17 protein-coding genes are annotated in these 21,229 nt (G+C 38.9%); 16 read left to right on the top strand and 1 reads right to left on the bottom strand.

Annotated elements, in window-relative coordinates; translation table 11 throughout:
* The first annotated feature begins 32 nt into the window (after positions 1-32).
* Complete coding sequence (purD, locus tag AMS59_RS06795; protein WP_053483001.1) at positions 33-1,289, top strand: phosphoribosylamine--glycine ligase; 1,257 nt, start codon at positions 33-35, stop codon at positions 1,287-1,289.
* A 581-nt stretch (positions 1,290-1,870) separates the two neighbouring features.
* Here purD and AMS59_RS06805 read toward each other — a convergent pair.
* Positions 1,871-2,308 carry a YgaP-like transmembrane domain gene (locus AMS59_RS06805; RefSeq protein WP_082337416.1) on the bottom strand — a complete coding sequence of 146 codons (438 nt, stop codon included), beginning with the start codon at positions 2,306-2,308 and terminating at the stop codon, positions 1,871-1,873.
* Positions 2,309-2,508: 200 nt separating this feature from the next.
* Here AMS59_RS06805 and AMS59_RS06810 point away from each other — a divergent pair, with 200 nt between their 5' ends.
* The 15 genes from AMS59_RS06810 to AMS59_RS26620 all read left to right on the top strand — a co-directional run bounded on the left by AMS59_RS06810 (position 2,509) and on the right by AMS59_RS26620 (position 20,870).
* Positions 2,509-4,230, top strand: coding sequence for an adenine deaminase C-terminal domain-containing protein (locus AMS59_RS06810; RefSeq protein WP_053483003.1), 1,722 nt, complete (start codon positions 2,509-2,511; stop codon positions 4,228-4,230).
* Positions 4,231-4,271: 41 nt separating this feature from the next.
* Positions 4,272-5,333 carry a DUF3048 domain-containing protein gene (locus tag AMS59_RS06815; protein ID WP_199777687.1) on the top strand — a complete coding sequence of 354 codons (1,062 nt, stop codon included), beginning with the start codon at positions 4,272-4,274 and terminating at the stop codon, positions 5,331-5,333.
* A gap of 15 nt (positions 5,334-5,348) precedes the next feature.
* A complete protein-coding gene (locus tag AMS59_RS06820; protein WP_004225717.1) occupies positions 5,349-5,669 on the top strand; it encodes a YerC/YecD family TrpR-related protein in 321 nt (106 codons plus the stop codon).
* A 110-nt stretch (positions 5,670-5,779) separates the two neighbouring features.
* Positions 5,780-6,469: a heptaprenylglyceryl phosphate synthase gene (locus AMS59_RS06825; RefSeq protein WP_053483004.1), complete on the top strand. Its 690-nt coding sequence runs from the start codon at positions 5,780-5,782 to the stop codon at positions 6,467-6,469.
* A gap of 32 nt (positions 6,470-6,501) precedes the next feature.
* Positions 6,502-8,754, top strand: coding sequence for a DNA helicase PcrA (gene pcrA / locus AMS59_RS06830; RefSeq protein ID WP_053483005.1), 2,253 nt, complete (start codon positions 6,502-6,504; stop codon positions 8,752-8,754).
* A 14-nt stretch (positions 8,755-8,768) separates the two neighbouring features.
* Positions 8,769-10,775, top strand: coding sequence for an NAD-dependent DNA ligase LigA (ligA, locus tag AMS59_RS06835; RefSeq protein WP_053483006.1), 2,007 nt, complete (start codon positions 8,769-8,771; stop codon positions 10,773-10,775).
* A gap of 142 nt (positions 10,776-10,917) precedes the next feature.
* Entirely contained in the window at positions 10,918-12,051 is a 1,134-nt protein-coding gene (locus AMS59_RS06840; RefSeq protein WP_053483007.1) for a CamS family sex pheromone protein, read from the top strand.
* Between the two features lie 457 nt (positions 12,052-12,508).
* A complete protein-coding gene (gene gatC / locus AMS59_RS06845; RefSeq protein ID WP_010857153.1) occupies positions 12,509-12,796 on the top strand; it encodes an Asp-tRNA(Asn)/Glu-tRNA(Gln) amidotransferase subunit GatC in 288 nt (95 codons plus the stop codon).
* Positions 12,797-12,820: 24 nt separating this feature from the next.
* Positions 12,821-14,284: an Asp-tRNA(Asn)/Glu-tRNA(Gln) amidotransferase subunit GatA gene (gene gatA / locus AMS59_RS06850; RefSeq protein WP_053483008.1), complete on the top strand. Its 1,464-nt coding sequence runs from the start codon at positions 12,821-12,823 to the stop codon at positions 14,282-14,284.
* A gap of 1 nt (position 14,285) precedes the next feature.
* Complete coding sequence (gene gatB, locus AMS59_RS06855; RefSeq protein WP_053483009.1) at positions 14,286-15,713, top strand: Asp-tRNA(Asn)/Glu-tRNA(Gln) amidotransferase subunit GatB; 1,428 nt, start codon at positions 14,286-14,288, stop codon at positions 15,711-15,713.
* 656 nt (positions 15,714-16,369) lie between these two features.
* Complete coding sequence (locus tag AMS59_RS06865) at positions 16,370-16,930, top strand: thioredoxin family protein (RefSeq protein WP_053483011.1); 561 nt, start codon at positions 16,370-16,372, stop codon at positions 16,928-16,930.
* Between the two features lie 135 nt (positions 16,931-17,065).
* Positions 17,066-17,980, top strand: a complete 915-nt coding sequence (locus AMS59_RS06870; RefSeq protein WP_053483012.1) for a diacylglycerol kinase — start codon at positions 17,066-17,068, stop codon at positions 17,978-17,980.
* 385 nt (positions 17,981-18,365) lie between these two features.
* Entirely contained in the window at positions 18,366-19,712 is a 1,347-nt protein-coding gene (locus tag AMS59_RS06875) for a cytochrome ubiquinol oxidase subunit I (protein ID WP_053483013.1), read from the top strand.
* Positions 19,709-20,734 carry a cytochrome d ubiquinol oxidase subunit II gene (locus AMS59_RS06880; RefSeq protein ID WP_053483014.1) on the top strand — a complete coding sequence of 342 codons (1,026 nt, stop codon included), beginning with the start codon at positions 19,709-19,711 and terminating at the stop codon, positions 20,732-20,734. Before AMS59_RS06875 ends, AMS59_RS06880 begins: the two co-directional genes overlap by 4 nt.
* A gap of 13 nt (positions 20,735-20,747) precedes the next feature.
* Positions 20,748-20,870: a hypothetical protein gene (locus AMS59_RS26620; RefSeq protein WP_255350000.1), complete on the top strand. Its 123-nt coding sequence runs from the start codon at positions 20,748-20,750 to the stop codon at positions 20,868-20,870.
* Positions 20,871-21,229 lie beyond the last annotated feature (359 nt).

Raw genomic sequence — 21,229 nt, forward strand, 5'->3', positions numbered from 1 at the left:
GGTCTTACGCACAAAGAGGAGGATTCCCTAAAATGAAAGTATTAGTCATTGGAAGCGGCGGTCGAGAACATGCTATCGCCAAACAATTTAGTATTTCACCATCTGTTAATAAAGTATTTGTAGCACCTGGTAATGATGGCATGAGGGGCGATGCGGAAATCGTTGCTATTAATACTATGGATTTTGCAGGTCTTGCACAATTTGCAAAAGAAAATGCAGTAGATTTAACCTTTGTAGGACCTGAGCAACCACTTGCTGAAGGCATAGTCGATTTCTTTACTGCTCGTGGTTTACGAGTATTTGGTCCAACAAAGGTAGCGGCACAAATTGAAAGCAGTAAATCATACGCGAAAGATATTATGAATAAATTTAATATTCCAACAGCAGCCCATGAAACATTCACTGAAGCAAATAAGGCTATAGCATATATTAAAGAGCAAGGTGCACCAATCGTTATCAAAGCAGATGGTTTAGCTGCTGGTAAAGGCGTAGTTGTAGCCATGACTGAAGATGAAGCAATTGAAGCTGTAGAGGATATGATTGGGAACCAACGTTTTGGTGAATCATCTTCTCGTGTTGTCATTGAAGAATTCCTAGACGGAGAAGAATTCTCCTTTATGTCATTTGTCCATAAAGGTCAGATTTATCCAATGGTCATTGCTCAAGACCATAAACGTGCTTATGATGGCGATAAAGGACCAAATACAGGTGGTATGGGAGCCTATTCACCAGTACCTCAAATCTCACAAGAAGTAGTGGATGATGCCTATAAGACTATTGTTGAACCGACCGTAAAAGGTATGGAGGCAGATGGTGTATCGTTTACAGGGATATTATATGCAGGATTGATTTTAACGAAAAATGGTCCCAAAGTGATTGAGTTTAATGCACGCTTTGGAGATCCAGAAACACAAGTAGTTTTACCACGTATGGCATCTGACTTTGGCGAATTTATGATGGCATTAATGGATGAAAAGCCATTTGATTTGCAATGGTCTGAAGAAGCAATGCTTGGTGTAGTTATTGCTGCAGAAGGTTATCCAGGGGACGTTGAAAAAGGCAATACATTACCTAACTTAGAGGCTCTATCAGCTTCACATGCAGTATTCCATGCAGGTACAAAGCTTGTAGATGAAAAATTTGTTGGTAATGGTGGTCGAGTTTTATTAGTTGGAGCAAAAGCCTCCACTTTAAAAGAAGCACAAGAAAAAGTATACGCAGGCATTGCAACAGAAAAATGGAACAATTTCTTCTACCGCAAAGATATCGGCTGGCGTACGTTTAAATAGTAGGGACTATATGTTTTCTGTGCGAAAGCGAAGGGAAGGCTTAATTTTAAAAGTTGAGGACAACATTTATTAAAACATATGCTATGTATATAAGTTGATTGGAGCGCAGCGAATCCTCGTTGTGGTAAAATGCTATACAAGTGATATTACTAATAAATTTTGGTCCATCATCGTAATCTAGAGATGCCATTTTGTTAAAACGTATACCATGCAAATAGTTGATTGTAGTGGAGGCTGGGCGACTCCTCGGGGATCAGCGATAGGGGAACGAAGGCTAAAAGCATCACGTCCTGTGATAACGCCTTCGTGACCAACATCCTGTCGGCCCGAGACCCTGGAGCGAGCAAAGCGAGTGAAGCGGCTCATCGGACGCCCCCAGGAAGCTCTGCTCTGCGCGAAAGCGAAGCGTCAGCGGCAAAGCGCCCAGCCGGAACGGAAATCAACCCTACGCTATGGTGATAAACTTTTATGTACCTGATTTAAATATTTTTATCATGCAATGAAACTTCTTATTGTTTTCAAACGTATGATTAAAAAGGGTGAGAGCCGTCTCAACAATACAGTTGAGACGGCTCCTTTGACTAAGAAGGATTTTGTGTTTTATTTGTAGAATTTTTACTTTCTGAGGAATTTTGATTTGAAGTGCTGGAGTCAGATTGCTTTGACGCAGTTGCGTTTGATCCTGACATATTTCCAGATATAGCAGAGGAGAAATCCTTCATGAGTTTATCGATTTGTTCAGATGACATAGAATTTTGACCACTGAACATACTTTGCATAGATGCGTTGCTATTATCGTTGTTCATAGCACCTTGCATGCTAGAGCCTAGTAAAGCTTTAGTTGGGCAATACTTAAAGATACCCTCAGCCATTTTCATGGCACCAAAAGCAATCATCAATCGACCTGCCGTACAGTTAGGATTTCTTGAGACCTTAGCGATACCAAATGCCGTCATACTTGTACCCATGGCAAAGCGACAAAAGGCATTTTTTTCGCTTAAATTCGTTTCTTGCATCATCATATTTCCTCCTTTAGTCATTGTGGGAAAAATAAAGCGGGGTGCACTTTGCTTTATGAAAGTGCTGTGTTACGATTGAAACAAGATGTTTGCATAAAGCACTAATTTTATGAAAAAAAGCGTTTATGCAGTAGTAGTATGTGATTTCGCGTAGGATTTACACAATGAAATTTTACGTAATTTAGGAAGGGGCGAATAGAATGGATCCAGTATGGAAAATTACAGAATTACGTCAGCAATTAGCTGTTATAGATGGAAAAAAAGCACCGGATATTGTATTGAAAAATGCTCGTTATTTACATAGCATGCTCAAACAATGGATAGTAGGGAACATTTGGATTTTAGGAGATCGGATTGTCTATGCTGGTGATAGAATGCCTCCGTTATTAGAAGGGACAGAGGTGGTCGATTGTACGAATAAAACAATTGTACCAGGATATATTGAGCCACATGTTCATCCGTTCCAGCTATACCATCCGCAGTCTTTTGCTGATTTTTGTGGACAGCTAGGAACTACAACTTTTATTTCAGATAATTTAAGCTTCGTTTTATCTTTAGAAAATAAGAAAGCGTTTTCAATATTAGATAATTTGAAAGAGCTACCGTTTTCATTTTATTGGTGGACTCGTTTTGATTCGCAAACTGAAATGGAACAAGAGGAAGAGATTTTTTCTAATACGTCCATTTTAGAATGGCTAGAACGAGAGGATGTTTTACTTGGAGGAGAATTAACCGGCTGGCCAAAGTTGTTACATGGAGATGACCAAATGCTCTATCGCATGCAAATGGCTAAGGGCAAAGGTAAAAAAATAGAAGGGCACTTCCCTGGTGCATCAGAGCGAACTTTAGCACGTATGAAGCTACTTGGTGCAGATGGTGATCATGAAGCTATGACAGTGGAAGAAGTAGAGCGACGTATTATGCAAGGATATGCAGTAACGCTGCGTCATTCTTCAATACGTCCAGACTTACCACATCTATTAAAGGGAATAGTCGAAAAAGAGCTACCTATTTTTGATCATTTAATGATGACAACAGATGGCTCACCGCCTTCTTTTCATGAGGATGGCGTGATGGATAAATGTATCCAAGTAGCCTTAGATGCAGGTGTAGCACCAATAGATGCTTATCAAATGGCTTCCTATAATGTGGCACGTTATTATAATATGTCCAATTTACATGGCTTTATCGCAACGGGTCGATTTGCTTCACTAAATATTTTACAAGATGAATGGCACCCAGTTCCTGAGAGCGTACTATCGAAGGGCGTTTGGTTAAAACGTGATGAAGAGCAAGTGCAAAAACTTGCTGCAATTGACTATTCAGCGTTACCTGCATTTGATTTAGATTTTTCATTAACGTCTCATGATTTTCAATTCTCGATGCCTTTTGGAATTGAGTTAGTAAATGATGTTATTACGAAACCATATAACTCATTAATTACAAGAGAAGGACAACTTGCAGATCATGATGAATGCTATTTAATGCTCATTAATAGAGCTGGTAATTGGCATGTTAACACGATGATTAAAGGTTTTGCTACTAGTGTTCAAGGCTTTGCCTCATCTTATTCGAATACAGGCGATATTTTGCTAATCGGAAAAAATAAAGATGATATGATCAAAGCCTTTGAAGAAATGAAGGCAATGCGTGGTGGTATTGTACTTGTTGAAAAAGGTGAAGTAATTGCTACTGTTCCTTTAACAATTGGCGGTTTTTTATATGATGGTGATGTTAAGGAGCTAACTGAAAAAGAGAAGTTCTTAAAACAAGCATTAGCGGAACGTGGGTACCACTTAGGGGACGTAATTTATTCTTTACTATTCTTACAATCGACACATTTACCATATATCCGTATAACACCAAAAGGGATTTTTGATGTTATGAAGAATAAGTTATTATTACCAGCAGTGATGCGCTAGTTGATTTCCGTATGGTAGATGTAATTGATAAAAGGAGAGTAATGCTTGTGTTCAATTCGAAGAAACTATTTATCGCAATGGCTTTTAGCACCTTATTGATTGGAGGATGTTCAAAAGATACGTCGGAAGTGAAGGAAGATGATACGAACAAGGTTGATGATGGAACTGCTATTGAAGAGCCTGTTCAAAAAGGGGCATATGTTGCTCCTTTAACAGGTGAAGCTGTGAAGGAAGAAATTACGCAACGACCAATTATTGTTACCGTTAATAATCATCCGAAAGCACGTCCGCAATCAGGATTAGAAGCGGCAGATATCATTTATGAAATGCTGGCAGAAGGCAATGTTACGCGTTTATTAGCAGTTTATCAAAGTGAACTGCCAGAAAATGTGGGGCCAGTTCGTAGTGCTCGATCTTATTTTGTTGATCTTGCGAAAGGCTTTGATGCATTTTATGTAGCACATGGCTATAGCCCAGAGGCAAAATCGATGCTTACTAATAATGTAGTTGACAATATAAATGGCATGGAATATGATGGTACACTTTTTAAACGATCAAAAGACCGTGTTGCTCCACACAACTCGTATATTACGTCTGAAAATATATTAAATGGAGCGAAAAAAGTAGGTGCTTCAATGAGTTACCATGAAAAAGTACATGAGGCTTTTTATGAACCCGATGAACGTGGTAAAATAGGCAATGAAATAAGTCGAGTTGACATTTACTACGGAAACAGTGAGTATTTCCATAATTCATATTTGTATGATAAGCAAAGTAATCGTTATGGACGACAATCGGCTGGCGTTGACACAAAGGATATGTTAACAGGCGACACGTTATCATTTGCAAATGTTCTATTTTTTGAAATGAAACATCGAACGATTGATAATGAGGGGCGCCAAGATATTGATTTAACCTCTGGTGGAAATGCGTATGTATTTCAAAATGGCTATATGAGAGAAGTCAAATGGGCGAATATTGATGGAATACCAACGGCTGTAGAAGAGTCTGGGGAGCTTGTGAAGCTAGTACCAGGGAAGTCTTGGGTTCATTTCGTGCCAACTTCACCAGGGTTAAAAGCAATGGTGAAAACGCAGCCTTAAAGGGAGGAAGATTGCATGCAAATCGAAAAAATTCGAGGGCATCAAACAGATCAATTATTTAAAGCGGTGTTAGAGCTGAAAGACATCGAAGAATGTTATAAGTTTTTTGATGATTTATGTACGATTAGTGAAATTCAATCGCTGGCACAACGCTTTGAGGTTGCGCATTTACTACGTTTAAAGAAAACCTACGAATCCATTAAAAAGGAAACAGGTGCAAGTACAGCAACTATTTCGCGTGTACGTCGTTGCTTTGATTATGGGAACGATACATATGATGAAATGTTAGGTCGTTTGTATCCAGATGAAAAGCCATTTCAAGCACCAAAAGAATAGTAGGTAAAGAGGCTGGGTAGAGTTTTTACCCAGTCTTTTTCATTTTTTTGTAGACAGTCATAAGCTATACTTGTAAACGAATAGATAGAAAATGATAGGTGGTAAAATAGATGGATTATTTAGAATGGAGACACGTGTTCAAGTTAGACCCAGCTAAAGATATTTCAGATGAGGCACTAGAAAAAATTTGTGAATCAGGTACAGATGTTATTATAGTTGGCGGAACAGACGGAGTAACTTTAGATGGTGTATTAGATTTACTCGTTCGTGTAAGACGCTTTGAAGTACCAATAGCGCTCGAAATTTCTGCGATTGATTCAGTAACACCAGGTTATGACTATTATTTCATTCCAACCGTGTTGAATAGTGATGACCCAAAGTGGATTAAAAATCTACACCATGAAGCAATTAAGGAATATGGAGATATTATGGTGTGGGAAGAATTAGTCGCTGAAGGTTATTGTATATTAAACCCGAATTGTAAAGTAGCGGAAGTAACGAATGCGAAAACTGATTTATCCATAGATGATGTCGTTGCCTACGCACGTATGGCTGAAAATTTCTTTAGACTACCTGTATTTTATATAGAGTATAGCGGTACTTATGGTGATATTGAGGTTGTAAGTGCAGTGAAAAATGAACTGAAAAATACGCGACTGTTTTATGGTGGCGGCATTACATCTGCTAAGCAAGCAGCGGAAATGGCAAAATATGCAGATACAGTAGTAGTTGGTAATATTATTTACGAAGATTTAAAAGCTGCACTTGCGACTGTTAAGGCTGTAAAAAATAATATATAATCTAAGAACAAATGTTTGTAAGGCGGTGCGAAATGGAACAGTTAACGAAAAACTTATTAGCAGGTATGAACCCTGAGCAGGAAAAAGCAGTCAAAACAACTGAAGGACCACTTCTAATTATGGCGGGTGCTGGATCAGGGAAGACTCGAGTATTAACACATCGTATTGCATACTTAGTAATCGAAAAAGAAGTCTATCCATCAAAGATTTTAGCAATTACGTTTACAAATAAAGCTGCACGTGAAATGCGTGAGCGTATAGATGGCATTCTCGGTAACGGAACTGGCGATAGTATGTGGGTATCGACATTCCACTCGATGTGTGTGCGTATTTTACGACGCAATATTGAACAGCTTGGGATATCACGCAACTTTTCAATTTTAGATTCTACTGATCAGCTATCAGTTATTAAAAATGTTATGAAGGATGAAAATATTGACACTAAACGTTTTGAACCTCGTGCGATTTTAAATGCGATTAGTTCAGCAAAAAACGAATGTAAAACTGCGGACGATTATGCAGGTCAAATCAATGAAAACAATCCTTACGAAAAAACGATTGCCCGTGTTTATAAAGGTTATGAAAAAAGACTACGCCGCAATCAATCACTCGATTTTGATGATTTAATAATGACAACTATTACATTATTTAAGCGTGTACCAGAAGTGCTTGAATACTATCAAAATAAATTTCAATATATTCATGTGGATGAATATCAAGATACGAATAAATCTCAATATATACTCGTTCAGCTCCTTGCTAAGAAATTCAAAAATATTTGTGTTGTAGGTGATTCAGACCAATCGATTTATCGATGGCGTGGTGCGGACATTGGCAATATTCTTTCATTCGAAAAGGATTATCCAGATGCTAAGGCCATTATGCTTGAGCAAAATTATCGTTCAACAAGACGCATCCTACAAGCGGCAAATGACGTCATTCAAAATAATACAACACGTTATCCAAAAGAACTGCGTACAGAAAATGCAGAAGGTGAAAGAATCGTATTGTACAAAGCGTATAACGAGCAAGAGGAAGCGCAATTCGTTGTACAAACAATCCAACAGCTTATTCAAAAAGAAAATCGTTCGTTTGATGACTTTGCGATACTATATCGTACAAATGCTCAGTCCCGTGTGATGGAGGAAGTGCTTGTTAAGTCCAATATGGCTTATCAAATAGTTGGTGGTACTAAGTTCTATGATCGTAAAGAGATTAAGGATTTACTTGCCTACTTGCGCCTTATTGCCAATAATGATGATGATTTATCACTCGCACGTATTATTAATGAGCCGAAGCGTAGTATAGGTGCAACTTCCTTTGAAAAAATGGCGCGCTATGCGATTGAACAAGAACGCTCTATTTTTGATGCAATGAATGATCTTGTGTTCATGGGTCTTTCAGGGAAGGCTGCTAATTCAGCTGAGCAATTTTATGCAATGATTAAAGGCTTTACAGAGATGCAAGAGTATTTATCGGTGACAGAAATTGTAGAGCAGGTTATTGACAAATCTGGTTATCGTGCAATGCTTCAAAACGAAAAGACGATTGAAGCGGAAAGCCGATTAGAAAATATTGAAGAGTTTTTATCAGTAACAAAGGCTTTTGAAGAACGCAGTGATGATAAGAGCTTAATTGCCTTTTTAACAGATTTAGCGCTAATTGCAGATATTGATGCTCTTGATAAAGATGATACATCGAAGGGCAACATTATTTTAATGACGATGCATGCCGCAAAGGGCTTAGAATTCCCTGTCGTCTTTATCATTGGAATGGAGGAAAATATCTTCCCGCATTCTCGTTCACTTGATGATATGGATGAAATGGAAGAAGAAAGAAGATTAATGTATGTTGGCGTGACACGTGCAGAGGAACGTTTATATTTAACGAGTGCACAAAGTCGTACGATTTTTGGTCGTTTTAGTTATAACAATGTCTCACGTTTCTTAGGTGAAATTTCGGAGGATATTACAGAATCAATATCCAAAGGTGGTTCGAAGCCCGAGGTTCCGTTTGCCTCTAGTAATCGTTCTGCAGGCGGCTATCAAAAACGTACACTTGGAGAAGTTCAGAAAACACAGCCTGCAACAGCTCGTTTACAAACAACTGGTGGAGACCAATTTGGCTGGAAGGCTGGAGACAAAGCGATCCATAAAAAATGGGGAACAGGTATGGTTGTTAGTGTAAAAGGTGAGGGTGATAGTACAGAGCTTGATATTGCCTTTCCACAACCTATTGGTATAAAGCGATTACTAGCACAATTTGCACCTATTGAAAAAGGGTGAGCGGGGGAACTTAAATGAACGAAATCGAACAGCGCATTGTGGAATTAAATAAATTATTGCATGAATACGGTCATGCCTATTACGTGTTGGATAAACCTGTCGTAGCAGATAGTGTTTATGACCAATTATTACATGAACTTATCGCATTAGAGGAAGCGAATCCGTCACTTATTTATCCAGATTCACCGACACAGCGTGTTGGCGGAGCAGTGGTAGAAGGCTTTAAAAAGGTGACTCACGATTACCCTATGCTAAGTCTGTCAAACGCTTTTAATGAAGAAGACTTACGTGAATTTGACCGTAAAGTGCGTCAAGCAATCGGTGATAACTTTTCCTATGTTTGTGAGCTGAAAATTGATGGTCTTGCCATTTCATTAAAATACGAAAATGGCGTTTTTGTACAAGGCGCAACGCGAGGAGACGGTGTTGTAGGGGAAGATATTACAGCAAATTTAAAAACGATTCGAGCAATACCTCTTCGATTGAAGGAACCACTTACAATTGAAGTACGTGGCGAGGCGTATATGCCTAAAAAATCATTTGAAAAATTGAATACCCTACGTGCTGAAAATGGAGAGGAATTATTCGCTAATCCACGAAATGCGGCTGCCGGCTCTTTACGCCAGTTAGATCCTAAAATAGCAGCGAGTCGTCAGCTATCAACCTTTATTTATGCAATTGGGGGAGATGGTGAGGCCTATGGTATTGACGGCCACGCAGAGATGCTCGATTATTTAGAAGGACTAGGCTTTCCATCAAATAAAGAGCGTCAACGCTGCTCAACCATTGAAGATGTACTTGCCTTTATCGAAAAATGGACTGAAAATCGTCCGAATTTAGCCTATGAGATTGATGGCATTGTTATTAAGGTGGATCGCTATGCACAGCAGGATGAACTGGGTTATACGGCTAAGAGTCCACGTTGGGCAATTGCTTATAAATTCCCCGCTGAGGAAGTAGTGACAACATTATTTGATATTGATTTAACGGTTGGGCGTACAGGTGTTGTTACACCAACTGCTATTTTATCGCCTGTTCAAGTGGCAGGTACGACAGTACAACGTGCATCATTACACAATGAGGATTTAATTCGAGATAAAGATATCCGACTTGGAGATACAGTCATTATCCGAAAAGCCGGAGACATTATTCCTCAAGTTGTAGGTGTAATACTGGAGCAACGCCCTGAGGACTCGGTGCCCTATGTAATGCCTGAAAATTGTCCAGTTTGTGAGAGCGAACTTATTCGTATTGAAGGAGAAGTGGCATTACGCTGTGTAAATCCTGCATGCTTTGCACAAGTTGCGGAGAGCATTAAATATTTTGTCTCTCGTAATGCTATGAATATTGACGGTCTTGGTGATAAGGTCGTTGAGCAATTATTACGTGCAGATTTAATTCATGATGTCTCTGATTTGTATCACTTAACGGTAGAACAGCTTGTCGAGCTTGAGCGTATGGGCGAAAAATCAGCCGCGAATTTAGTCAATGCTATTCAGGCTTCCAAGGAAAATTCGATGGAGCGTCTACTAATTGGGTTAGGTATACGACATGTTGGTGAAAAGGCAGCAAAAATCGTTTCAGAGGAGTTTGGAACGATGGAAGCGGTAATGGCAGCCACAGAGGAGCAACTAGTGGCGATTCATGAAATCGGCGATAAAATGGCTTCATCGCTTGTCGAGTATTTTTCAAATGAGGATGCACGTGCAGTCATTGGGCGCCTTGCTGAAGTAGGTGTCAATATGACGTATAAAGGTAAAAAAATAGAGGTAGCTGTAGGGGATAATCCTTTTGCAGGTAAAACAATCGTATTAACTGGTAAACTTGAGCAATTGACACGTAACGAAGCAAAGGCGAAAATAGAAGAGTTAGGTGGTATTGTTACAGGTAGTGTCAGCAAAAAAACTGACCTTGTCATTGCGGGAGCAGATGCTGGTTCTAAACTAACAAAAGCCGAGCAGTTAGGTATTGAAGTTTGGAATGAAGACGGCCTGATCGAACAACTAAACCTCGTCCAATAATGGATAAAAGCAAAGCTAAAGTATGATGATTTGTCCTAGCCACTTGGTGGAGGCATTTTATAAATGTCTCCTTCTGTCTACAGGTAGGGTCTGAACAATTCATCGAGCAGAATTTGATTTTCAGTAAAGGAGTACAAATATAATGAAGTCATTTCGACTCATTCCAGCAATTGTCGCTGCTGCAATGCTAGTCGGCTGTGTGCCTTCTGATAAAAAGGCAACAGAGCTTACACAGGATACGCAACAGGAAAAAGCGGAAACAACGATTATTCCAAGCATACAGATTGATGAATCATACTATAGAACGCTAACACCTTATAAACAAAGTGCTAGCAGAGGATTAGTAGTTTCAAATATCTTTACGAAATATGATATGAAGGAAGTAGAAACAGGTTTAATGCGTCTTTCTCAAAATGAGTTTGACACAGAAAACTACTTCTTCCAAGAGGGGCAATATTTAGCGGAAAGCACAGTGACAGATTGGCTTGCACGTAGTTCACAAGCGAAGGAGGGTTTAAATCCTCCAACGACGGACTCAATGTCTGCAGAAGAACGTGCAACAAAGGCTCCAATCTATTTATCACATATTGTTGAGCAAAACTATTTAACAAAAACTAGTGATAACAAAGTAAAATTAGGCGGTATTTCGATAGGGCTTGCCTTAAACTCTATTTATTACTATCAAAAAGAAAAGTATGGGGATTACTATGAGCAACCAATTCCAGAGGCAAAACTTGTTGAGCAAGGAAAGAAGATGGCCGCTGAAATTGTGTCTCGTCTAAGAACTCGTGATGAATTGAAAGATATACCGATTGTAGTAGGCTTGTTTAAACAAAAAGCTCGCAATGACATTGTTCCAGGAACATATTTTAGTTATGGCGTAGCAAAAGCAGGACAAAACGACGTAGCTGATTGGAAAGCTAATGATGAAGAATATGTATTGTTCCCAACGAGTGAATCACAGGATGTATACCGAGATGTTAGCAATAACTTTAAGAATTTTAAACAAGATGTAGATAAATACTTTTCTAACTATACTAGTGTAATAGGAACAGGCTTCTATCAAAATAAAAAAATTCAAAAGCTAACGATTGAAGTGCCAATCCAATTCTTCGGCAAGCTTGAAATTATAGGCTTTACTCAATATTTAACAGGTGTTCTTATCAATCAATTTGATAACATCAATGTTGAAGTAAATATTACCTCAATTAACGGTCCAGAGGCATTAATCGTAAAGAATGTCAACGATAAGGAACCATACGTCCATGTTTATTAATTTATAGTCAGCCTCGTGCTGACTATATTTTTTTGTAGAAGAAAAATGAGATTTGATAATTTTCGCTGGAAGAATTCATCAGAGTAATGGATAGACTCTTTAGAGTGACGGAAAGGAAAAAAGGCGACGGAAAGCCTCGCCGAAGTGACGGATAGAAGAGTGAAAGCGACGGAAAGAGTCTTAGAAACGACGGATAGCCTCACCAACTTGACAAATAAAAGAGAGCACAGCGACACAATCCACGCCCTACTCCCGCAAAGCGAAGTCTATAAGAAGGACTCTTAAGACAGTCCCTAAAGACAACACTTCGTCATAGTAGTGAAAGTTTCTATATTTTTGGTGAAAGTTGTGATTTTTAATATGAAAAATGTTATGATTATTTGCATGGTTAAGTTTATTCAACCCTATTGTTATCGGTAAAAACAATGAATTGAATGAGTATTCGGAGGTGTGAAAAATGGCAAAATTGACAAAAGAAGAAGTTAAGCACGTTGCAAATTTAGCACGTCTTGCAATTACGGAAGAGGAAGCAGAGAAATTTGCTGAACAGCTTGGGAAAATTACAGACTTCGCAGAGCAACTAAACGAGTTAGACACAACGAATGTTGAGCCAACAACTCACGTTTTACCACTAGTAAACGTAATGCGTGAAGATGTGGCAACAAAAGGTTTAGACCGTGAAGTAATGATGTTAAACGTAAAAGAACAAGAAGATGGTCAAGTAAAAGTACCAGCTATCATGTAATACTAAAACATAGGAGGATTCCTCATGACGTTATTTGAACGTTCAGCAAAGGAGCTACAAGCTGACATTAAAGCGGGTAAGCTAACAATTGCTGATTTAACAAAAGAAGCATATGAACGTGTGGCGAAGCTTGACGGCGATGTACAAGCTTTCCTTGCTTCAAACGAAGAAAAAGCAACTGCACAAGCAGCTGAAATGGACAAAGTGCCATTTGAAGAGCGTGGACCACTTTTCGGTCTTCCTATCGGTGTTAAAGACAACATCGTGACAGAAGGTTTAGAAACAACTTGTGCTTCTAAAATTTTAGAAGGCTTTATGCCAATTTACGATGCAACAGTAGTTAAAAAGCTACGTGAAGCTGGTATGGTCACTATCGGTAAATTAAACATGGACGAGTTTGCAATGGGTTCTTCAAACGAAAACTCATACTATAAAACGACAAAAAATCCATGGAACTTAAACCACGTACCAGGTGGATCTTCAGGTGCGTCTGCAGCAGCAGTAGCAGCAGGTGAAGTACCATTCTCACTTGGTTCTGATACAGGTGGTTCAATCCGTCAACCAGCTGCTTATTGCGGTGTTGTAGGAATGAAGCCTACATATGGTCGTGTATCTCGCTTTGGTCTAGTTGCTTTTGCATCTTCTTTAGATCAAATCGGGCCAATTACTCGTAATGTAGAAGACAACGCTCTTTTACTTGAAGCAATTGCAGGATTAGATGCAAACGATTCAACTTCTGCAGACGTAGAAGTACCAAACTACGCAGCAGCCCTTACAGGTGACGTAAAGGGCTTACGTATCGCTGTACCAAAAGAATTCCTTGGTGAAGGTGTTGGCGAAGCAGCACGTCAATCAGTGCTTGATGCATTAGAAGTATTAAAAGGCTTAGGTGCTACAGTAGAAGAAGTATCGCTTCCTCATTCTAAATATGCACTTGCAGCATACTATATTCTTTCTTCTTCAGAAGCGTCTTCTAACCTTTCTCGTTTTGACGGTATCCGTTATGGTTTCCGTGCAGAAAACGTTAATAACTTAATGGACCTTTACAAAGAAACACGTGCACAAGGCTTTGGCGATGAAGTAAAACGTCGTATCATGCTTGGTACTTACTCACTAAGCGCAGGTACGTATGATGCTTACTACAAAAAAGCGCAACAAGCACGTACACTTATCAAAGCAGACTATGACAAAGTATTTGAAGACTTTGACGTAATTATTGGACCAACTTCTCCAACACCAGCATTTAAAATTGGTGAAAACGTCGATGATCCAATGACGATGTATGCAAATGATATTTTAACGATTCCTATGAACTTAGCTGGTGTGCCAGCCATCTCAATTCCATGTGGTATTGAAAATGGTCTACCACTAGGCTTACAAATTATCGGTAAATACTTCGATGAAGCAACAATTTACCGTGTAGCTCATGCTTTCGAACAAGCAACGGAGTTCCATAAACAAGTTCCTCAAATTTGGGAGGGAAAATAACATGAACTTTGAAACAGTCATTGGTTTAGAAGTACACGTTGAGTTAAAAACAAACTCAAAAATCTTCTCACCAGCACCAGCTCACTTCGGTGCTGAACCAAATACAAATACTACAGTTATCGACCTAGGCTATCCTGGTGTCCTACCTGTACTTAATAAAAACGTTGTAGATTTCGCAATGCGTGCAGCGCTTGCACTTAACATGGAAATCGAACAAGAAACAAAATTTGACCGTAAAAACTACTTCTATCCAGATAATCCGAAAGCTTATCAAATTTCTCAATTCGACAAGCCAATCGGTAAAAACGGCTGGGTTGATATCGAAGTAGATGGTTATACAAAACGTATTGGTATTACACGTCTTCATATGGAAGAAGATGCTGGTAAACTGTCTCACAGTGGCGACCACTCTTTAGTTGACTTTAACCGTCAAGGTACACCACTTGTAGAAATCGTTTCTGAGCCAGATATTCGCACACCAAACGAAGCGTATGCGTATCTTGAAAAAGTAAAATCAATCATCCAATATGCAGATGTTTCAGACTGTAAAATGGAAGAGGGATCTTTACGTTGTGATGCTAACATCTCAATCCGCCCATACGGTCAAGAAGAATTCGGTACGAAAACAGAGCTTAAAAACCTGAACTCATTCAACTATGTTCGTCGTGGTTTAGAGCACGAGGAATTACGCCAAGCTGATGTACTTCTTTCAGGTGGAGTAATTGAGCAAGAAACTCGTCGTTTCGATGAAAAAACAGGTAAAACAATTCTTATGCGTGTGAAAGAAGGAACAGACGATTATCGCTACTTCCCAGAGCCAGACTTAGTACGTCTATCGATCTCTGATGAATGGTTAGAGCGAGTAAAATCAGAAATTCCAGAGCTTCCAGATGCTCGTAAAAAACGCTATGTTGAAGAATTAGGCTTAACACCATATGATGCAGGAGTTCTTGTTATTTCAAAAGAAATCTCAGACTTCTTCGAGGCTATGGTAGCTAATGATGCTGATGCTAAGCTTTCTGCAAACTGGCTTATGGGTGATGTTTCTGCATACTTAAATGCAGAGCAAAAAGACCTTAAAGATACTGCATTAACACCAGAAAACCTTTCTGAGATGGTGAAATTAATCACTGACGGTACAATTTCTTCTAAAATCGGTAAAAAAGTATTTGCTGAATTAGTAGAAAAAGGCGGTTCTGCTGCAGAAATCGTTAAAGCAAAAGGTTTAGTTCAAATTTCTGATGAAGGTGCATTACTTGCGATCGTTACAGAAGTTCTAGACAACAATGCACAATCAATCGAAGACTTCAAAAACGGTAAGGATCGTGCTATTGGCTTCTTAGTTGGTCAAATTATGAAAGCAACTAAAGGTCAAGCGAACCCACCAATGGTCAATAAATTATTACAACAAGAAATTGCAAAACGTTAATTGCAATTGCAATAGAAGGCCAAGAGAGCAAATTCGTTTTCTTGGCTTTTTATTTTAATAATGAATACATAGAAAAAACTCTTTGGGGTATCTATACAAGATAAATGCCCTCATTACCATAAAGTATCAACAGGTAGTAGTTTAGAAAGGTTACATATTGACCTTTCCGAAGCGGAGTTATATTAAAAAATAGCTCATTGAACTTAATTTTATGGTTCATCAGCAAAAGTTGTGGATGACTTTTGTTAAAACTTCTACTATGTAAATAAGTTGATTGGAGTGGAGGCTGGGCGACTCCTTGGGGATTAGCGATAGAAGAACGAAGGCTAAAACCATCACATCCTGTGATAACGCCTTCGTGACCAACATCGTGTTGGCCCGAGACCCTGGAGCGAGCAAGTAGAGGAACGAAGGCTAAGGGCATCACGTCCTGTGATAACGCCTTCGTGACCTACATCGTGTAGGCCCAAGCGGCTCATCGGACGCCCCCAGGAAAGCGCCCAGCCGGAACGGAAATCAACCACACGTTATGGTAATGATCTAATTTTATCGTATTAATACTAAAAAATACCAAATTAACACTTTATAGTTGTCTTCAAAGAGTATTCATAGCAAAATATAGAATAGAACATAATAAAAATTTAGGAGGTCAATCAATGAAAACTGAACAACAATATTTCAATGATGCGATTTCGATTCAACAATATATGAATAATATGACGACGTTAAAAGAAGAAAGCTTCCGTATTTATGATGGCTTCGAAGTGCCACTAAACGATGGTTTTATCGAACTATTGAAGGACAAGCAACCAAAAATTTTAACAATTACTGAGGATTGGTGCGGGGACGCAATGTTAAACAATCCAGTTATTCGCCGTGTTGCAGAGGTAGCAGGATTAGAAATGCGCGCAGTACTACGTGATGCTGATACAGATTTAATTGATCGCTATTTAACAAACGGTGGACGTGCAATTCCGGTTTATATTTTATTAGATGATGCTGGTCAGGTTGTTGGAAAATGGGGTCCACGTGCACCAGAATTACAGGAACTAGTAGTGAGTAAACGAGCTACTTTACCCGATAAAGAAGATCCTGCATTTGAAGATGCACAAAAAGCACTATATGCAGAAATTCGTGAAGAGAATATTACGAATAAATCATATTGGACATTTGTTTATGAGGATTTTAAAAAGCAAGTAACAGCTGCATTACAATAATCGTAAATCATAAGGCTGCATGTCAGAGAATGAGGACGAGCCTAGCTTTTATTAAATTATTGGAAGCTTAAAGCAACATCTAAACGAATAATTCGTTGAAAGAAATAGAATCTTATGAAGCAAAGAAGGTATGTTATGAAACGAGCAAGAATCATTTATAATCCTACATCTGGGCGTGAAGTGTTTAAAAAGCATCTACCAGAAGTACTGGCAAAATTAGAGGTAGCAGGCTATGAGACATCTTGTCACGCAACAACCTGTGAAGGCGATGCAACCATTGCAGCAAAAAATGCAGTTGAACGTGGCTTTGATATAATCATTGCAGTTGGTGGAGATGGCACATTAAATGAAGTTGTTTCAGGTGTGAGTTCATTTGAGAATCGCCCGAAAGTAGGGTTAATTCCGATGGGCACAACGAATGACTTTGCCCGTGCCGTGCATATTCCCCGAAATATTGAAGTTGCTGTTGACATCATTATTAAAGGTGAAACGTTGCCAGTAGATGTTGGTTTATTAAATGGGGAACGCTATTTCATCAATATTGCCGCTGGCGGACGTATTACAGAGTTAACTTATGAAGTGCCAAGTAAAATGAAAACAATGCTAGGACAGCTAGCTTATTACGTAAAAGCAGTAGAAATGATCCCATCGATCAAAGCTTCACATATGCGTATCGAATATGATGGTGAAGTGTTTGATGGGGATGCCATGATGTTTTTATGCGGCTTAACAAATTCAGTCGGTGGTTTTGAAAAGCTTGCACCTGACGCAAGTATTAATGATGGCTACTTTACTTTATTAGTATTGAAAAAAGTAAGCTTGCCTGAATTTATTCAGCTTGCTGCAATGGCATTAAGAGGCGAGCATTTGAATGATGATCGCGTAATTTATAAAAAGGCAAGTGTCGTAAAAGTATCTACTGAAGAGGAAATACATTTAAACTTAGATGGTGAATATGGTGGAGATGCACCTGCTACATTTGAAAACTTAAAGCGCCATATTGAAATTTTTGTTCCACTAGCAGATATTCGTGAAGAAGATCGTATGTAATGAACATTAAAACAGAGCTCTACTCAATTTAAGAGGGAGCCCTGTTTAACTTAGATGAAAGTATATTTACAGATGGTTAAAATTGGTAAAATAACTATATATAGATATAATAATTGGTATTGTGAATGAAATAAGAAAATTGTTTGGCAAATGTGCGTATATTACTTGAACAAAATTTGAAACCTTTATAATAGGCCGAAATTTCGGTCCGTTATAAAGGTTTTTTTCGTTGTAATAGTGGAAAATGGGGTATGGATAAGGAAAGGAAGTGTTGCCTTTGTATAAGTCACAGGAAAGAAAGCTCATTTGGCTAAGCTTTGGTGTTGGAATTATCATGCTACTTTCCATACTTGGAAGAATATTTGGAGGTTAGGGGGGCAATGAAATGGTGAATGAATCAGCAGTCTTTTGGAGTAGAGCATTAACGGAGCTAACTTTATCGTTCCATATTATTTATGCAACGATTGGTGTTGGTGTCCCGTTAATGATTATGATTGCACAATGGACTGGGTATAAAAAGAATGATGAGCATTATATTTTAATGGCAAGACGTTGGGCACGAGGTTTTGTTATTACAGTTGCAGTCGGAGTTGTTACAGGGACAGCAATTGGCTTACAGTTATCTTTACTATGGCCGAATTTTATGCAGCTTGCTGGCCAAACAATTGCATTACCACTTTTTATGGAAACATTTGCATTTTTCTTTGAAGCCATCTTTTTAGGCATCTACCTATATACTTGGGATCGCTTCGATAGTCAGAAAAAGCATATGCTACTGTTAATTCCTGTAGCTGTCGGCGCATCGATGTCAGCTGTGTTTATAACAATTGTCAATGCGTTTATGAATGCGCCACAAGGATTTGACATTGTGGACGGACAGCTTGTGAATATTCAACCTTTTTTAGCAATGTTTAATCCAGCAATGCCGACAAAAGTTGCGCATGTTCTCGTTACAGCTTATATGACGTCCGCATTTGTGTTAGCATCCATTGCAGGATACCGTCTGCTTAGAGGTTCTAAGCATGTATACCATAAAAAATCTTTATTACTACTTATGAAGATAGGCCTGATTTTCTCCATTGCATCAGCGATTATTGGAGACTTTTCAGGAAAATATTTAGCAGAATATCAGCCAGAAAAACTAGCTGCAGCTGAGTGGCATTTTGAAACGGGGGATAAAGCTTCCCTTATACTATTCGGTGTATTAAATGGTGAAGAAGTAAAATATGCTATTAAAGTACCTTATGCTTTGAGCGTTTTAGCACATAATAATCCAAATGCAGAGGTAATTGGCTTAGATCAATTTGCTAAAGAAGATCGACCACCACTGTATATTCATTACCTCTTTGATCTCATGGTGATGATTGGCATGTTCATGGCATTCGTTTCACTGCTTTATGTAACCGGGAAAGCACGTGATTGGCAGTTTATTCATAGACGTTGGTTTAGATGGATTGTTGTTGCAGGTGGACCACTTTCCATTATTGCGATTGAAGCAGGATGGTGGCTTGCTGAAGTTGGTCGACAGCCTTGGATCTTATATGGATTAATGCGAACACCAGAAGGGGCTACAACGAGTGACCATGTGGATTTAATGATGCTATTGTTTACAGGTGTGTATACTGTATTAGCAATAGGAAGTATGGTAGTTTTAGTTCGAATGTTCAAAAAGAATCCAATTGAGCGAGAAATAGAAGATCGCCATGCTGAAAAAGGCGGTGACATCTTATGACATTAGAGATTTTAGGTATTTCAGTTTTATGGATTTTCCTATTTGGTTATGTCATTGTAGCTTCAATCGATTTTGGTGCAGGCTTTTTTAATGCTTACAGCCTGCTCATCGGAAAAAATCATATTTTAACGAATATTATTAAGCGTTATTTATCACCTGTTTGGGAAGTAACCAATGTCTTTTTAGTATTCTTCTTTGTGGGGATTGTTGGATTTTTCCCACAAACAGCGTTCTATTATGGAACGATTTTACTTGTCCCAGTTAGTATTTCGCTAGTGCTCCTGGCCATTCGGGGCTCTTACTATGCATTTGAATCATATGGCACACGTGGACATATTGGTTACACGCTGACGTATGGTGTAGCTGGCTTACTTATTCCAGCCTCACTCTCTGTTGTATTCGCGATTGCTGCTGGTGGTTATGTTGATATTGTTAACGGGCAGCCTGTCTTGAATTATTGGACGTTGTATACGAGCCCGTTTGCTTGGAGTATTGTCGTGTTGAGCATTGCAGCCGTACTTTATATTTCAGCCGTGTTTTTAACTTGGTATGCTTATAAAGCAAAGGATAAAGAAGCCACAAATTTAATGAGAAGATATGCACTTGCTTGGGCGATACCATTAATGGTCAGTGCGGTCGGCATTATGTACGAAATGAAATTTATCAATCCTGATAGTTACAATCATCTAATTAATTTATGGTGGATGTTTGCCATTTCAGCCGTGTTATTTATTATTACTGTAGTGTTGATTTGGATGCGAAAAAATTACGGTCTTGCGGTTGGATTATTGATTGCTCAATTTGCAGTAGCATTCTTCGCATATGGGATCGCTCAATATCCATATTTACTGTATCCGTATTTAACAATTTACGATAGCTTTACAAGTACACAGATGGCGATTGCGCTCGTCATTGCGTTTATTTTAGGACTGTGTCTGCTTATTCCATCACTATTCTTGTTGTTGAAATTATTCCTCTTCAACAAAAATTATGTGACAGGAAAAGAAGACAATCACGCATAGGAGGGATAAAACTATGGCAAGTTTTCTAATTTTTTATGCGCCATTTATAGTCGTCATCCTAGGAGTAGTTGCTGCTTTCTGGTGGGCACCTAGAGATTACCACACAGTGAGGAAAGAGGGTAAGAGTCGCGAATAGCGGCTCTTTTTTCTACTCGTGTAAAGGGTAGGATGTATCCGTTCTAGTGCACCGGTAAGAAGAGTTGATTACTTTTTTTTACCCGTGCAGTTTGAAGTGAGAGCGGATCACATTCTTGGCCAACCCGAGTAGTTTGGAGTGAGAACGGATTACATTCTTGGCCAACCCGAGTAGTTTGGAGTGAGAACGGATCACATTCTTGGCCAACCCGAGCAGTTTGGAGTGAGAACGGATTACATACTCTACCTACCCGAGCAGTTTGAGAGCAAACTCGATCACTTTCTCTATACACCCAAGCAGTTAAGATTAAGCCTGGTTCTTTTTTCATCCGCCACAACATGCTACAATAAAGAGATTGA

The sequence above is a fragment of the Lysinibacillus sp. FJAT-14745 genome, from assembly GCF_001275675.1.
Taxonomy (GTDB): domain Bacteria; phylum Bacillota; class Bacilli; order Bacillales_A; family Planococcaceae; genus Lysinibacillus.

Excerpts from the sequence above, each read along its gene's own strand:
- pcrA (WP_053483005.1), top strand. The coding sequence starts at position 6,502 with ATGGAACAGTTAACGAAAAACTTATTAGCAGGTATGAACCCTGAGCAG.
- AMS59_RS06805 (WP_082337416.1), bottom strand. The coding sequence starts at position 2,308 with ATGATGCAAGAAACGAATTTAAGCGAAAAAAATGCCTTTTGTCGCTTT.
- AMS59_RS06840 (WP_053483007.1), top strand. The coding sequence starts at position 10,918 with ATGAAGTCATTTCGACTCATTCCAGCAATTGTCGCTGCTGCAATGCTA.
- AMS59_RS06880 (WP_053483014.1), top strand. The coding sequence starts at position 19,709 with ATGACATTAGAGATTTTAGGTATTTCAGTTTTATGGATTTTCCTATTT.
- AMS59_RS06820 (WP_004225717.1), top strand. The coding sequence starts at position 5,349 with ATGCAAATCGAAAAAATTCGAGGGCATCAAACAGATCAATTATTTAAA.
- gatB (WP_053483009.1), top strand. The coding sequence starts at position 14,286 with ATGAACTTTGAAACAGTCATTGGTTTAGAAGTACACGTTGAGTTAAAA.
- AMS59_RS06875 (WP_053483013.1), top strand. The coding sequence starts at position 18,366 with ATGGTGAATGAATCAGCAGTCTTTTGGAGTAGAGCATTAACGGAGCTA.
- AMS59_RS06865 (WP_053483011.1), top strand. The coding sequence starts at position 16,370 with ATGAAAACTGAACAACAATATTTCAATGATGCGATTTCGATTCAACAA.
- purD (WP_053483001.1), top strand. The coding sequence starts at position 33 with ATGAAAGTATTAGTCATTGGAAGCGGCGGTCGAGAACATGCTATCGCC.
- AMS59_RS06815 (WP_199777687.1), top strand. The coding sequence starts at position 4,272 with ATGCTTGTGTTCAATTCGAAGAAACTATTTATCGCAATGGCTTTTAGC.
- gatA (WP_053483008.1), top strand. The coding sequence starts at position 12,821 with ATGACGTTATTTGAACGTTCAGCAAAGGAGCTACAAGCTGACATTAAA.
- AMS59_RS06870 (WP_053483012.1), top strand. The coding sequence starts at position 17,066 with ATGAAACGAGCAAGAATCATTTATAATCCTACATCTGGGCGTGAAGTG.
- AMS59_RS26620 (WP_255350000.1), top strand. The coding sequence starts at position 20,748 with ATGGCAAGTTTTCTAATTTTTTATGCGCCATTTATAGTCGTCATCCTA.
- AMS59_RS06810 (WP_053483003.1), top strand. The coding sequence starts at position 2,509 with ATGGATCCAGTATGGAAAATTACAGAATTACGTCAGCAATTAGCTGTT.
- AMS59_RS06825 (WP_053483004.1), top strand. The coding sequence starts at position 5,780 with ATGGATTATTTAGAATGGAGACACGTGTTCAAGTTAGACCCAGCTAAA.
- ligA (WP_053483006.1), top strand. The coding sequence starts at position 8,769 with ATGAACGAAATCGAACAGCGCATTGTGGAATTAAATAAATTATTGCAT.
- gatC (WP_010857153.1), top strand. The coding sequence starts at position 12,509 with ATGGCAAAATTGACAAAAGAAGAAGTTAAGCACGTTGCAAATTTAGCA.